Annotated in this window: 16 protein-coding genes; 11 read left to right on the forward strand and 5 right to left on the reverse strand. The window is 73.8% G+C overall.

Annotated elements, in window-relative coordinates:
• Positions 1–67 precede the first annotated feature (67 nt).
• On the forward strand, positions 68–631 hold the full coding sequence (rfbC, locus tag DMP15_RS08700; protein ID WP_345644287.1) for a dTDP-4-dehydrorhamnose 3,5-epimerase: 564 nt from the start codon (positions 68–70) through the stop codon (positions 629–631).
• A complete protein-coding gene (locus DMP15_RS08705; RefSeq protein ID WP_337825598.1) occupies positions 631–1,914 on the forward strand; it encodes an NAD(P)H-dependent oxidoreductase in 1,284 nt (427 codons plus the stop codon). The genes rfbC and DMP15_RS08705 overlap by 1 nt, the downstream gene beginning before the upstream one ends.
• A 138-nt stretch (positions 1,915–2,052) precedes the next feature.
• Here DMP15_RS08705 and DMP15_RS08710 read toward each other — a convergent pair whose 3' ends face one another.
• Together DMP15_RS08710 and DMP15_RS30300 are read right to left on the reverse strand one after the other, a co-directional pair.
• Entirely contained in the window at positions 2,053–2,364 is a 312-nt protein-coding gene (locus DMP15_RS08710; protein WP_073575548.1) for a sugar transferase, read from the reverse strand.
• 48 nt (positions 2,365–2,412) lie between these two features.
• On the reverse strand, positions 2,413–3,165 hold the full coding sequence (locus DMP15_RS30300; protein ID WP_443217694.1) for a sugar transferase: 753 nt from the start codon (positions 3,163–3,165) through the stop codon (positions 2,413–2,415).
• On the opposite strand from DMP15_RS30300, the gene DMP15_RS30305 reads away from it, so the two are divergent.
• Positions 3,065–3,277 carry a hypothetical protein gene (locus DMP15_RS30305; RefSeq protein ID WP_443217706.1) on the forward strand — a complete coding sequence of 71 codons (213 nt, stop codon included), beginning with the start codon at positions 3,065–3,067 and terminating at the stop codon, positions 3,275–3,277. The genes DMP15_RS30300 and DMP15_RS30305 overlap by 101 nt on opposite strands.
• Before the next feature lie 23 nt (positions 3,278–3,300).
• On the opposite strand, the gene rfbA is transcribed toward DMP15_RS30305, so the two are convergent.
• A complete protein-coding gene (gene rfbA, locus DMP15_RS08725; RefSeq protein ID WP_073575549.1) occupies positions 3,301–4,188 on the reverse strand; it encodes a glucose-1-phosphate thymidylyltransferase RfbA in 888 nt (295 codons plus the stop codon).
• Positions 4,185–5,027 carry a dTDP-4-dehydrorhamnose reductase gene (gene rfbD, locus DMP15_RS08730; RefSeq protein ID WP_337825599.1) on the reverse strand — a complete coding sequence of 281 codons (843 nt, stop codon included), beginning with the start codon at positions 5,025–5,027 and terminating at the stop codon, positions 4,185–4,187. Before rfbD ends, rfbA begins: the two co-directional genes overlap by 4 nt.
• A gap of 71 nt (positions 5,028–5,098) precedes the next feature.
• On the opposite strand from rfbD, the gene rfbB reads away from it, so the two are divergent.
• Positions 5,099–6,061: a dTDP-glucose 4,6-dehydratase gene (gene rfbB, locus DMP15_RS08735; protein WP_161152021.1), complete on the forward strand. Its 963-nt coding sequence runs from the start codon at positions 5,099–5,101 to the stop codon at positions 6,059–6,061.
• Positions 6,058–6,657, forward strand: a complete 600-nt coding sequence (locus DMP15_RS08740; protein ID WP_161152020.1) for a dTDP-4-dehydrorhamnose 3,5-epimerase family protein — start codon at positions 6,058–6,060, stop codon at positions 6,655–6,657. The genes rfbB and DMP15_RS08740 overlap by 4 nt, the downstream gene beginning before the upstream one ends.
• Positions 6,658–6,661: 4 nt before the next feature.
• On the opposite strand, the gene DMP15_RS08745 is transcribed toward DMP15_RS08740, so the two are convergent.
• Entirely contained in the window at positions 6,662–7,330 is a 669-nt protein-coding gene (locus DMP15_RS08745; protein ID WP_073575552.1) for a GPP34 family phosphoprotein, read from the reverse strand.
• A gap of 101 nt (positions 7,331–7,431) precedes the next feature.
• Here DMP15_RS08745 and DMP15_RS08750 point away from each other — a divergent pair, with 101 nt between their 5' ends.
• From DMP15_RS08750 to DMP15_RS08775, 6 genes are all read left to right on the forward strand, one after another.
• Positions 7,432–8,781: a UDP-glucose dehydrogenase family protein gene (locus tag DMP15_RS08750; protein WP_202417155.1), complete on the forward strand. Its 1,350-nt coding sequence runs from the start codon at positions 7,432–7,434 to the stop codon at positions 8,779–8,781.
• Between the two features lie 52 nt (positions 8,782–8,833).
• Positions 8,834–10,264: a DUF2252 domain-containing protein gene (locus DMP15_RS08755; RefSeq protein WP_073575553.1), complete on the forward strand. Its 1,431-nt coding sequence runs from the start codon at positions 8,834–8,836 to the stop codon at positions 10,262–10,264.
• Positions 10,265–10,275: 11 nt separating this feature from the next.
• Positions 10,276–10,530 carry an aa3-type cytochrome oxidase subunit CtaJ gene (gene ctaJ / locus DMP15_RS08760; protein WP_062397046.1) on the forward strand — a complete coding sequence of 85 codons (255 nt, stop codon included), beginning with the start codon at positions 10,276–10,278 and terminating at the stop codon, positions 10,528–10,530.
• The gene (locus DMP15_RS08765; protein WP_073575554.1) at positions 10,517–10,996 is read left to right on the forward strand and encodes a DUF5130 family protein; all 480 of its coding nucleotides are present in this window, start codon (positions 10,517–10,519) and stop codon (positions 10,994–10,996) included. The genes ctaJ and DMP15_RS08765 overlap by 14 nt, the downstream gene beginning before the upstream one ends.
• Before the next feature lie 151 nt (positions 10,997–11,147).
• Positions 11,148–11,819 (forward strand): response regulator transcription factor, encoded by a 672-nt coding sequence (locus DMP15_RS08770; RefSeq protein WP_100878505.1) that lies wholly within the window; start codon positions 11,148–11,150, stop codon positions 11,817–11,819.
• 100 nt (positions 11,820–11,919) lie between these two features.
• Positions 11,920–13,479 (forward strand): ATP-binding protein, encoded by a 1,560-nt coding sequence (locus DMP15_RS08775; protein WP_161152019.1) that lies wholly within the window; start codon positions 11,920–11,922, stop codon positions 13,477–13,479.
• Positions 13,480–13,560: the final 81 nt, after the last annotated feature.

Below are 13,560 nucleotides of genomic sequence, written 5' to 3' on the forward strand. Positions count from 1 at the left end.
GTCGTGTGCGCCACCCCCGCGGGGGTACCCGATAACGGTCGATCAGCTCTGGCCGATGATGCCGGGCGTGGAGATTCACCAGACCCCGCTCCCCGGATCGGCTCTCATCGACCTGAAGCGACTCGAGGACGACCGCGGCTTCTTCGCCCGTGCCTTCTGCGAGCAGGAGTTCCGCGACGCCGGGCTGGACCCGACGATCACCCAGTGCAACCTCTCGTACAACCACGAGGCGGGCACCCTGCGCGGCTTCCACTACCAGCTGGAGCCCAACGCCGAGGTCAAGGTCATCCGCTGCGTCCGCGGCGCGATCTTCGACGTGATCGTCGACCTGCGCCCGGACTCCGACACCTACCTGCAGTGGTTCGGTGCCGAGCTGTCCCAGGACAACTACCGGGCGATGTACGTGCCGCGGAACTTCGCGCACGCCTACCTCACCCTCACCCCGGACGCGACGACGATCTACCAGGTCTCGACGCCCTACACCCCGGGCGCCGAGCGCGGCCTGCGCTGGAACGACCCGGCCCTGGATGTCGAGTGGCCGCACGCGGTCGACCACGTCTCGGACAAGGACGCGAACTGGCCGCTGCTCGCCGACAACGCCGACTTCCCGTCGGTCACCGGAGCCCGCTGATGCTGATCCTCGACACCGCCCTCGCGAAGCGCGCCGCCGAGAACCGCCCGATCCGGGTCGGCCTGGTCGGCGCCGGGTTCATGGGCCGCGGCCTGGTCAACCAGATCGTGAACTCCACCCCCGGGATGGACGTCGTCGCGATCGCGAACCGCACCGTCGCCACCGCCGTGCGCGCCTACACCGAGGCCGGGCTGGAGCCGGTCGAGGTGTCGACGACCGCGCAGGTCGAGGCGATGGTCGCGAAGGGCGTCCCGGCCGTGCTCGGCGACGCGTTCGCGCTGCTCGCCGCGGAGAACATCGACGTGCTCGTCGACGTCACCGGGGCCGTCGAGTTCGGCGCCCGGGTCACCGTCGCCGCGATCGAGCGCGGGCTGCCCGTCGTCACGATGAACGCCGAGCTCGACGGCACCGTCGGCCCGCTGCTCGCGCACCGCGCCCGCGCCGCCGGGGTCGTCCTGACCGGTGCCGACGGCGACCAGCCCGGCGTCCAGGCCAACCTGCTGCGCTTCGTGCGCGGCATCGGGGTCACCCCGCTCGTCGCCGGCAACATCAAGGGCCTGCAGGACGAGTACCGCACCCCCACCACCCAGCAGGCGTTCGCGGAGAAGTGGGGGCAGGACCCCTACATGGTCACCAGCTTCGCCGACGGCACCAAGGTGTCGTTCGAGCAGGCGATCGTGGCCAACGCGTTCGGCTTCACCGTCGGCCGGCGCGGCATGTACGGCCGCGACCACACCGGGCACGTCGACGAGCTGACCGCGGCCTACGACGTCGACGAGCTGCGCGAGCTGGGCGGCGTCGTCGACTACGTGGTCGGCGCCAAGCCGGGGCCGGGCATCTACGTGCTCGGCACCCACGACGACCCGAAGCAGCGCCACTACCTGAACCTGTACAAGCTCGGCGAGGGCCCGCTGTACAGCTTCTACACCCCGTACCACCTGTGCCATTTCGAGGTCCCGAACACCATCGTGCGGGCCGTCGACTTCGCCGACGCCGCACTGAGCCCGCCCGCGGGACAGCGGGTCGACGTCGTCGCCACCGCCAAGCAGGACCTGAGCGCCGGGCACACCGTCGACGGGCTGGGCGGCTACGACACCTACGGTGTCGCCGAGTCGAGCCCGGTGACCCGCGCCGAGCGGCTGCTGCCGATGGGCGTCGCCGAGGGGTGCACGCTGGTGCGCGACGTCGCGAAGGACGCGGTGCTCACCTACGACGACGTGACCCTGCCCCCGGGCCGGCTCGTCGACGCGCTCCGCGAGGAGCAGGACAAGCTGTTCGCCTGAGCGGCCCGCAGGCCGCGGCGCCGGGTCAGTGGGCGCCGCGGCTGCGGAGCACCGCGCCGACGGTCTTCCACAGGATCAGCAGGTCCAGTGCGGGGATCCAGTTCTCGACCTCGGCGTCGACGCACATCGACCGGCACTTCAGCATCCCGAGGTGCGCCCGTGCGTACCGACGCGCTCCTGGCGGAAGAACACCGGGCCGCCGTCGCCGAGCTTCACCGCGGCCGCCAGGACCAGGAACAGCGGCCCCACCAGAAGCATCAGCAGCGCGGCGACCGCGCGGTCCGCGACGTACCTCACGATCGTCGACGCGCCGGAGAACCGCGGCTCGGACAGCCGCAGCAGCGGCATGCCGTCGACCGGCGTGAAGTGCATGCGCGGGCCGGCGAGCTCCATCAGGCCGGGGTCGACGGCGAGCTCGGTCTCCGAGCCCTCCAGGTCCCGCTCCCTCACCCGCGCGCACGTTGCGCCGTTCGTCCTAATCCATGCGAGGGGTTGTCATCAGGAGTGACGATCGCGGCGTCTCATCAGAATTGAGTAACGCCGACGCCGCCGGATGCGACAGGTGATCGAACGATCATCCTGCGTGAGGAGGCAACGGGTGCCGTTGCGCCGCTTCGACCGGACGTCCTGGCCCGAGCACGGCCCGCACCGGGACCTGCTCGACCTGCTCGACGACGTCCACGTGCACCACGGCTGCCCGTCGGAGCGTGTGCTCGCGCGCCGGCTGCGGACCTCGACCGCGCGGGTCCGCGACGTCGTCCGCGGCCGTGCCCTGCCCGGCGACGCCGTCGGGATCAGGGACCTGGTCGCCGCACTCACCGCGCAGGGCCGCGCCGATCCGGCGACGGCGGACCGGGCCGAGGCCCTCACGGTCGCGGCCCGCCGCGAGCGCGACGGTGCCGGACCCTGGCCCGCAGGGCGCCGGACGGGCCGACCGCTCTGGTCACCTCCGGGCGTCGCTCCGGCGACAGGTCCCGCGACGACGGGCACCCGCCGGACCGCGGTCGCCGCGCTCCTGCTCGTGCTCACCGCGGCGGTCGCGACGGCCGTCGTGCTCTCGGGGCACCTGCCCTTCTGACTCCCCGGCCGGGCCCTCCGGTCAGCAGGACTGCCGAACCACGGCCGATCCGGGCGCGGCCCGACGAGGCTCATGTCCCCGCGCAGGGGGTTCCACAGCTGGGGCGGCTCGTCGAGCGAGATGCGGCGGATGAGCCTGCCGACCGGACCGACCTGGGCCAGCGCGGACACCACGACGCAGTCGTGCCCGATCGGCGCGACCACGACCGCGGCGGTCCCGACGGCGACGACGTCGGTCGGCACCGGCACCGTCCGGACGAGGCCGACCCGGGCTGCCTGCCTGTGACCGGCGCCGGGGAACGGCCGTCGCTACGACCTGAACTGATCCGCGACGGCCATGACGTATTCGCCGTAGCCCGAGCCCGCCTGCTGCGCCCCGAGGGCGTGGCAGGCGGCGGCGTCGATGAAGCCCATCCGCAGGGCGACCTCCTCGACGCAGGCGATGCGGATGCCCTGGCGGTTCTCCAGGACGCGGACGTACTGGCCGGCCTCCATCAGCGACTCGTGGGTGCCGGTGTCGAGCCAGGCGAAGCCGCGTCCGAGGTCCTGCAGACGGGCGCGGCCCTGTTCGAGGTAGGCGCGGTTGACGTCGGTGATCTCGAGCTCGCCGCGGGCCGAGGGGGTGATGCGCGTGGCGATGTCGACGACGCGGTCGTCGTAGAAGTAGAGGCCGGTGATGGCACGGTCCGAGCGGGGGTGCTCGGGCTTCTCCTCGATCGAGAGCAGGGTGCCGTCGGGGGCGGCCTCGCCGACGCCGTAGCGCCGCGGATCCCGCACCGGGTAGCCGAACAGCACGCAGCCCGCGTCGCCGGAGGCGACCTCGGCGGCGCGGCGACGCAGCAGGTCGCCGAACCCGGCGCCGTGGAAGATGTTGTCGCCCAGCACGAGCGCCGACGGCCCGCCGCGGACGTGGTCGGCGCCGATGACGAACGCCTCGGCCAGGCCGTTGGGGTGCTCCTGGGCGGCGTAGGTGATCTGCAGGCCGAGCCGGCCGCCGTCGCCGAGCAGGCGCTGGAACCCGGGCAGGTCGTGCGGGGTGGAGATGAGCAGGATCTCCCGGATCCCGGCCAGCATCAGCGTGGTCAGCGGGTGGTAGATCATCGGCTTGTCGTAGACCGGCAGCAGCTGCTTGGACACCGCCGCGGTCAGCGGGAACAGCCGGCTGCCGGTGCCACCGGCCAGGATGACGCCCTTCACCGGGCGGTCCCGAGGTGGGCGCCGAGCCCGTCGCGCCACGGCGGCATCGTCACCCCGGCGCGGGTCGCGCGGGACAGGTCGAGCACGGAGTTCGCCGGTCGGCGCGCCAGGTGCGGCCTGTCCGCGGCGTACTCGGCGGTCGACACCGGGCGGACGTCGCCGGGTTCGCGGCCGCAGCGGGCGAACACCTCCCGGGCCAGTCCGTGCCAGCTGACCGGCTCGCCGTCGCCGGTCACGTGGAAGGTGCCGTGCCGTCCGGACCCGGCCAGCACGAGCAGCGCCGCGGCCAGGTCGGGGGCGAACGTCGGCCGCCCCACCTGGTCGTCGACGACGGCGGGGGACACTCCGTCGCGGGCCAGCCGCGCCATGGTGGCGACGAAGTTGCCGCCGTCACCGACGACCCAGCTGGTCCGCACGATCACGTGCCGCTCCGGCAGCGCCGCCCGCACCGCCAGCTCCCCGGCTGCCTTCGACGCGCCGTACACCCCGAGCGGGGACGGCGGGGCGTCCTCGGGCACCGGACCGGGCGCGGTGCCGTCGAAGACGTACTCGGTGGAGACGTGGACCAGCAGGCAACCGTGCTCGCGGGCCGCCGCGGCCAGGTGCGCGGGGCCCGCCGCGTTCGCCCGCCACGCCGCGCCCGGTTCGGTCTCCGCCCGGTCGACGGCGGTGTAGGCGGCGGCGTTGACCAGCACGTCGACGCCGGTGAAGTCGTGCGCGGCGACGGCGTCGGCGTCGCCGATGTCCAGCGCCGCACGGTCGAGTGCCACCGCGCCGGGCAGTGCGGCGACCAGCGCCCGCCCGAGCTGCCCGTTCGCCCCCAGCACGCACGCGCGCACGCGCCCACCTCCCGATCGTCGGGGCCGACTCTGACACGCTGGCGGGGCCGGACAGTGAGCGGGGAGGGCACGTGCGCATCGTGGTGACCGGCGGGGCCGGGTTCATCGGGTCCTGTTTCGTCCGGGAGGTGCTCGGCGGGGAGCACCCCGAGCTGGCCGGGGCCGGGGTGACCGTGCTCGACGCGTTCACCTACGCCGGCCGGATCGAGAACCTCGCGCCCGTCGCCGACGACCCGCGGCTGACGGTCGAGCGCGGCGACATCCGTGACCCCCGGCGCGTCACCGAGGTGCTCGACGGCGGTGCCGACCTGCTCGTGCACTTCGCCGCCGAGACCCACGTGGACCGCTCCATCACCGGCGCCGCGGACTTCGTGACGACCAACGTCGTCGGCACCCAGGTCCTGCTGCAGGCCGCGCTGGACGCGGACGTCGGCCGGTTCGTGCACGTCTCCACCGACGAGGTGTACGGCTCGATCGCGTCGGGCTCGTGGCCCGAGACCCACCCGCTGGAGCCGAACTCGCCCTACAGCGCGGCGAAGGCGGGCAGCGACCTGCTGGCGCGCAGCTACCACCGCACCCACGACCTCGACGTGGTGGTCACGCGCTGCTCGAACAACTACGGGCCGTACCAGTTCCCGGAGAAGGTGGTCCCGCTGTTCACCACCCGGCTGCTCGACGGCGGCACCGTCCCGCTCTACGGCGACGGCCTCAACGTCCGTGACTGGCTGCACGTCTCCGACCACTGCCGCGGGATCGTCCTGGCCGCCACGGCGGGCCGGGCCGGGGAGGTCTACAACATCGGCGGCGGCACCGAGCTGACCAACCTGGACCTGACCCGCGCACTGCTCGCCGCCGTCGGCGTGGGGGAGGACCGCATCGAGCGGGTCGCCGACCGCAAGGGGCACGACCGCCGTTACGCCGTGGACTGGTCGAAGATCCGCGACGAGCTCGGCTACGCCCCCCGGGTGCCGTTCGACGAGGGCCTGGCCGCCACCGTGGCCTGGTATCGCGACCACCGGAGCTGGTGGGCGTGAAGGCGACCCCGCTGTCGATCGAGGGCGCCTGGCTGTTCGAGCCGACCACCTTCGCCGACCACCGCGGCTCGTTCACCGCGCCCTTCCAGGGCCCGGCGTTCCGCGACGCGCTCGGGTTCGACCTGACCGTCGCCCAGACCAACCAGTCGGTGTCGGCGCGCGGCGTCGTGCGCGGCGTGCACTACGCCGACGTGCCGCCCGGCCAGGCCAAGTACCTCTACGTGGCCGCCGGCGCCGTCCGCGACGTCGTGGTGGACCTGCGGGTCGGGTCGCCGACGTTCGGGCGGGTCGAGGCCGTCGACCTCGACGCCGCCTCGATGCGGGCGGTCTACCTGTCCGAGGGGCTCGGGCACGCCTTCCAGGCGCTCGCCGACACCACCGTCGTCGGGTACCTGTGCTCGACGTCGTACACCCCGGCGGCCGAGCACGGGATCAGCCCGCTGGACCCGGCCCTCGCGCTGCCCTGGGCCGAGGGGGTCGAGCCGGTGCTGTCCGACAAGGACCGTGCCGCGCCCACCCTGGACGAGGCCCTCGCCGCGGGCGCCCTGCCGGCCTGGGAGAGCTGCCGCGCCCGCCTGGCGGAGCTGCGCGGGTAGCGGCTCAGTTCCCGGCCCACCCGGACCGCACCGCGAAGTAGGCCCGGACGAACGGGTCGCGCGCCGCCCCTTCCGCGACGAGCGCCGCGCGGTGCTGCGCGACCCCGCGCGTCTCCGCGTCGATCTCCGGCGGCAGGACGTCACCGGCGAGGTCGGTGAGCCCCAGCAGCGCGAGCAGCAGGCCGTCGTGCCCGCCCGGCGCCGTCTCGGTGACCAGCAGCGACGCCAGCCGGGTGCGCAGCGCCCGGGCCGGCTCCGGGTCCTGCTCGGTGAGCAGCACCCGGCGGAACAGCCCGAACCGGCGGTACTCCTGCGCGGCGAGGACCCCGTCGGCGACCAGCTGCCCCACGGCGCCGCCCGCCGAGCCCGCCGGGGTCCGCGCGAGGTGTGCCGCGGTGGCGGCCACGGCGTGCGAGCCGGTGTCGGTGCCGTCCCGGGTCACCGCGGCCAGCGCCGCGGCCAGGGCGGGGTGGTCGGGCTCCCCGCCCGACGGCGTCACGGTGTCGCCGCCGTCGGGGCCGTCCCCGCCGTCGAGGTGCAGTGCGCCGGCGTCGACCAGGTCGCGCACCAGCGCGACGGGCAGGACCCGCCCGTCGAACCGGTCACCGATCCGGCCGGTCGAGCGGTCGAGCCCCAGCAGGAGCAGTTCCTCGGCCAGCAGCAGGGTCCGCACGGGCGAGGACGTTAGTGCCGGCGCGACACCTCGGCGTCACCGGGACGCACACTGCCCGACGTCTGCGACAGCCCGTCCGGGGCGGCAGCTAACCTCCGGCCATGTCGGAGAACACCACCCCGCTGAAGCTGTCGGTCATCGGGTGCGGCTACCTCGGAGCCGTGCACGCGGCCTCGATGGCGGAGCTGGGCCACGAGGTCGTCGGTATCGAGGTCGACGTCGCGAAGGCGGAGTCGCTGGCCGCGGGCCGGGTCCCGTTCTTCGAGCCGGGCTTCGAGGAGCTGCTGCGCCGGTCGCTGGACTCGGGGCGGCTGTCGTTCTCCTCGGACATGGCCGACGCCCGGGGCGCCGCGGTGCACTTCGTGTGTGTCGGCACCCCGCAGCGTCGTGGCGAGTACGCCGCGGACCTGACCTACGTCGAGGCGGCGACGGCGTCGCTGATCGAGGTGCTGGGGCCCGGCGAGCTGGTCGTCGGCAAGTCCACGGTGCCGGTGGGCACGGCCGCCCGGCTGGCCGAGCAGGTCGCCGCCCGCGTGCCGGGTGCCGCGCTGGCGTGGAACCCCGAGTTCCTGCGCGAGGGCTACGCGGTGCAGGACACCCTGCACCCGGACCGGCTCGTCTACGGCGTCCCGTCGCTGTCCGGCGCGGACACCGCGGTGGACGCGGAGAAGGTCCTGGACGCCGTCTACGCGCGGATCGTCGCCGACGGCACGCCGAAGGTCGTCACCGACTACGCCACCGCGGAGATGGTCAAGACCGCCGCGAACTCCTTCCTCGCCACCAAGATCTCCTTCATCAACGCGATGGCCGAGCTGTGCGAGGCCACCGGCGCCGACGTGAAGCAGCTCGCCGACGCGATCGGCCACGACGACCGGATCGGCCGCAAGTTCCTCAACGCCGGGCTCGGCTTCGGCGGCGGCTGCCTGCCCAAGGACATCCGGGCGTTCATGGCCCGCGCCGGCGAGCTGGGCGCCGACCAGGCGCTGACGTTCCTGCGCGAGGTCGACAACATCAACATGCGGCGCCGGATCCGGATGGTGGAGCTCGCCCGCCAGGTGTGCGACGACTCCCTGCTCGGCAAGCGGATCGCGGTGCTGGGCGCGGCGTTCAAGCCCGACTCCGACGACATCCGCGACTCCCCGGCGCTGAACGTGGCCGCGCAGCTGCAGCTGCAGGGCGCGAACGTCCGGGTGACCGACCCGCAGGCGCTGCCCAACGTGCGGCGGCACTGGTCGCAGCTGGACTGCGTCGACACCCCGGAGGAGGCCGCCGAGGGCGCCGACGCCGTCCTGCTGCTGACCGAGTGGAAGCAGTACCGCGAGCTCGACCCGGGCTCGTTCGGGAAGGTCGTGAAGACCCGCCGGGTGCTCGACGGCCGCAACGCCCTGGACCGCGAGGCGTGGGAGTCCGCGGGCTGGACCTACCGCGCGCTGGGCAGGCGCAACGTCTGAGCCCGGGCCCACCGCGCGGGCTCCGGGGCCCGCCGTGCGGTAGAACGCAGGCGTGACCTCGCACCCCGTCCTCGCCGGATCGGACCGCGCGGCGTTCGGCTCGCTGCAGCGCGCCTCCACGCCCCGCGCCGAGCGCTACCGCATCGGCAAGGGGCTGCGGAAGGTCGCGCCCCGGTCCGGGCTCGCCGAGTGGTCCGCGCAGCTGCGCCGGGCCGACCCGGTCGACGTCGTCGAGGCGCAGAACGCCGGGCGCGTGCACGAGCTCGTCCCGCTGCGGATCCAGCGGATGACCGCATCCCCGCACGCGTTCCTGCGCGGCGCCGCCGCCCTGCACGCCGCGGACTTCGCGGTGCTGCCCGAGACCGGCGTGCACCCCGTCATCTGCGGCGACGCCCATCTGGGCAACTTCGGCTTCTACGCCTCGCCCGAGCGCGACCTGGTCTTCGACCTCAACGACTTCGACGAGGCCCACCCCGGCGCCTGGGAGTGGGACCTGCGACGTCTGGTGTCCTCCACCTGGGTCGCCGGCCGGGACTCCGGCGCGACCGAGGAGCAGTGCGGCGAGGCCGCCACCCGCTGCGTGACCTCCTACGCCGAGCACCTGCGCCACCTCGCCGACGAGCCGCTGCTCGCCCGCTCGTTCGACATCATGGACATCGACACCCTGCGCTCGGACGCCGACCACAAGACCTCGCGCCGGGTCATCGACAAGGCCGCCGAACGGGCGCGCCGGCGCACCAGCGACCGTGCGCTGCCCCGGTTCGTGACCGAGGAGGGCGGTGCGCGGCGGATCGTCACCGAGCCACCGCTGATCACCCACCCCGACGGCGAGCACACCGCGCGCATCCTGGCCGCCCTCGACGGGTACCTCGCGACGCTGCCGCCGCACTGGAGCCGGATCCTCGGCGGCTACCACGCCGTCGACGTCGCCCACAAGGTCGTCGGGGTCGGCTCGGTCGGGCTGCGCGCCTACCTCGTGCTCTGCGAGGGCTCCAGCCCCGACGACGTGCTGTTCCTGCAGCTCAAGCAGGCACGCCGGTCGGTCGTCGCGCCGTGGGTGCACGGCGGCGAGGCCTGGCACGCCCACCAGGGCCAGCGGGTCGTGGAGTACCAACAGGCCCTGCAGACCGTCTCCGACCCGCTCCTGGGCTGGACGACGATCAACGGCCGCCAGTACTACGTCCGCCAGTTCCGTGACATGAAGGGCGCGATCGTCCCCGACACCCTCGACGCCCCCGCGCTGGCCGACTACGCCGACGTCTGCGGCAGGCTGCTCGCCAAGGGGCACGCTCGCACCTCGGGGGCGTCGATGATCGCCGGCTACCTGGGGAAGGGCGGCAAGGTGGCCGCGGCGCTCGCGACGTTCGCCAGGGCCTACGCCGACCAGACCGAAGCCGATCATGACGCGCTGGTCCGCGCGGTGCGGTCCGGGCGGCTGTCGGATCGGACACCTGAGCAGGTGCCGGGCACGGCGATCGGCTAGGTTCTGGCCCCGTGACCGTCGTCGAAACCCTGCTGGTCTTCGTGGTCGCGCCGGCTGTCCTGTACTTCGCGATCTGGGGCTGGATCGCGGTGCGGAACCGGAGCAACCGCCCCCGCTACAACGCGGGTGACCCCTGGCCGTACGAGCCGCTGTTCTGGATCGCCGAGCCGTCCGCCGCGGGGCACCACGCCGCGCATGCCGGACACGGCGACACCGCCCCGTCTGAGGGCGGCGACACCCGAGGAGGTACCGGTGGCAAGTGGTGACCTCGCCGTCTTCACCGGCAACGAGGAGGACCTGCCCGAGGGGTCGGTCGTCACGAACTCCGGTCGCCTGTCGGTGGCCGAGAACTTCGTCGAGCCGTCCGCGGCCGCGCACCCGTTCACCCCGGTGCAGCTGACCCGCCTGGACGAGGCCCTGTACCTGGCCAGCCGCGAGACCGGCCTGCGGTTCGCGCTGTACCTGGGCGACCTGGGTGCCGACGCGCGGGCCACCGCGGTCGACCTGCACGGGCGCGTCGACGACCACGAGGACGCGGTGCTCGTCGCCGTGAGCCCCGAGCAGCGCCTGCTGGAGATCGTGACCGGCGCCGAGGCGAAGGTCCGCCTCCCCGACCGCGGCGCCAAGCTCGCTCTCATGAGCATGGTCGCGTCCTTCAAGGAGGGCGATCTGTTCGGTGGAATCCTGTCCGGACTGAGGATGCTGGCGGACCAGGCCGGCAGTCGCCCCTGAGCTGGGGTTTCCCATCGGTGGACACCACGGGCGGACACCCCGTCGCGTCCGTGGACAGTGCGGTGCCCGCGTGTCCGTCACTCGCGGGCCACCACGATCGGCGCACCGGCTCTAAGGTGTCCCCCATGGTGCCCAGCGGGAGGACCGAGCGGTGAGCGGCCCCACCGGCAGCCCGATCCTGATCGTCGACGACCACGAGCTGGTCGGGTCCGCTCTCGCCCTCAACCTGCGCGCCGAGGGCGAGGACGCGACCTTCCAGCCGGTCCGCTCCGCCGCCGCGGTGCTGGAGCACGCCCGGCGCGTCACGCCCGGGCTCATCGTGCTCGACCTCGACCTGGGGCGTGACCCGGAGGGCAACCGCATCGACGGGGTCCGGCTCGTCGGCCCCCTCTGCGAGGCGGGCTGGCGGGTGGTGGTGCTGTCCGGCAGCTCCGACGCAGGCCGGGTCGGCGCCGCCCTGGACGCGGGCGGGTTCGTGTTCGTCCCCAAGAACGCGCCGTTCCCGGCGCTGCTCAGCGCCATCCGCGAGGCCCACGCCGGGCGCTCGATCATGCCGCCGGGCCGCCGCGAGCAGTTCATCCGGCTGCACCGCGACCGGGAGCACGAGCGTCGCGACCTGCACGAGAAGCTGGGCAGGCTCACCCAGCGCGAGCGCGAGGTCCTCGCCCTCCTAGCGGGTGGCAAGCGTGCGCAGTCGGTGGCCGACCATTTCGTCGTCTCGCTGGCGACGGTCCGGACGCAGATCCGCGCGGTGCTGACCAAGCTGGAGGTCGGCTCCCAGCTGGAGGCCGTCGCGCTCTACCGCAAGGCCGCCGGGATCTGACCCGTTCGGCCCACAACGCCGCCACCGAACGTCATCGAGAATGACGAGTCCTATCATCGCAATCTCATCAGTCCGGCGACATCTTCGGAGCGGAGGGGACGTGGCGTCCGGTTTCCTCGGCGCGCTCCTGGGCCCGCAGCGGCGGGCCCGGTTCCTGGCCGGACACCTGACCGATGTGCTCGTCGTCGCGGTCCTGGCCGTCCTCGTGGTGGCGGTGAGCCGCCCCGCGGTGGTCGACGGACGGATCGACCTGTCCGACGCGACAGCGGTGCTCACCCTCGTGGCGGCCGCGGTCGGCTCGGCGGCGGCGATCGTCGCGCTGGTGACGGGGCGGCTGTCCGGAGACCCCCGTCCGTCGTGGTTCGGGGCCGCCCTCCTGCTCTACGGCGTCGTGCTCCTCCCGCTGTCCGCACTGGTCCTGCCGCAGTACCCGGCGGGCACCCCGCGGCTGGCCGTGCTGACCATGTTCGTGATCAGCCTGTGCATCCTGGTCGCCGCGCTGCGGCCGCCACCGGCCCTCGGGGCCTGGGGCGGCTGGGCGCTGGCCGCGGTCGCCCTCGTCATCGGCGGGGTCGTCGCATCGCAGGCGGAGAGCCCGTTCACCCGGATGGTGGCGACCTCGCCCCTCTACTCGATCGTGGTGCAGAGCGGCTGGGCGCTGGTCGCGGTGCTGTTCCTGCTCGACGGCTACCGGCGTCCGAGCCGGATCCGGGCCCGGATGGGGCTCGGCCTGCTGATCGTCGCGGTGTCGCAGCTGTACCGGGCGATCGTGCCCGGCCGGGAACCGACGGACGGCCTGGTCTACCCGTCGCTGCGGGTGCTCGGGATGGGCGTGGTGCTCACCGCGCTGCTGACCATGGCGTTGCGTGCGGTGACCCAGATACAGGACGACTACGACCAGCTCCAGGAGACCCTCGGCGAGGCGTCGGCGCTGCTCGAACGGGCCACCGGCCAGACCGCCGAGCGCGACCACGAGCTGCGCAACGGCCTGGCGGGCCTGGCCGGCGCCGCGCAGCTGCTGACGACCCGCCCCGGTGACGACCCGCAGGTCGCCCGGATGCGGGAGGCGGTGCTCGCCGAGCTGAACCGGCTCCGCCAGATGCTGCAGACCCCGGTCACCGTCGAGGACTCGGTGGCCGGCCCGATGGTCGACGGGCGCGACGCCGCCCTGCTCGACTACGGCCCGGCCTACGCCCCGGTCACCCCGTCGCCGGGTGCGGGCCCCGGCGGCGAGCACGACGTCGGGGAGGCCCTGCGCACCCTGGTGGACCTGCGCGACGGCCGCTGCATCACCCTCGACACCCAGGACGACCTGCCCCCCGTCGCCGCGCCCGAGTCGCTCACCCGCCAGGTCGTGACGAACCTGCTGGCCAACTGCGACCGGCACGCGCCCCGGACCCCGGTGGTGGTGCGGGCCCGCCTCGCCGACGAGCCGGGTCTGGTCGCCGTCGAGGTCCGCGACCACGGCCCCGGCCTGCCCGACGGGCAGGAGCAGCTCGAGATCGTCCGCGGGCGGCACGACGAGGCCGCCGGCGGCTCCGGGCTCGGGCTGCACATCAGCGCCCAGCTCGCTCGGGAGCACGGCGGCACCCTGGTGCTCCGTACGGTGGACGCGCCCCGTGGCTGTCTTGCCGTGCTCACACTTCCGGTGGCCCGCTGATCGGGTGGCGAGGTATCCACGACCTGCCGTTCCGTCCACGGCAGGTCTTTTCGTCGCCGCGAGCCATTCCCAGGCGTCCCA

Source organism: Pseudonocardia sp. UM4_GMWB1 (assembly GCF_017312155.1).
GTDB lineage: Bacteria > Actinomycetota > Actinomycetes > Mycobacteriales > Pseudonocardiaceae > Pseudonocardia > Pseudonocardia alni.

Excerpts from the sequence above, each read along its gene's own strand:
- DMP15_RS08705 (WP_337825598.1), top strand. The coding sequence starts at position 631 with ATGCTGATCCTCGACACCGCCCTCGCGAAGCGCGCCGCCGAGAACCGC.
- DMP15_RS30305 (WP_443217706.1), top strand. The coding sequence starts at position 3,065 with ATGTCCCCGCGCAGGGGGTTCCACAGCTGGGGCGGCTCGTCGAGCGAG.
- DMP15_RS08750 (WP_202417155.1), top strand. The coding sequence starts at position 7,432 with ATGTCGGAGAACACCACCCCGCTGAAGCTGTCGGTCATCGGGTGCGGC.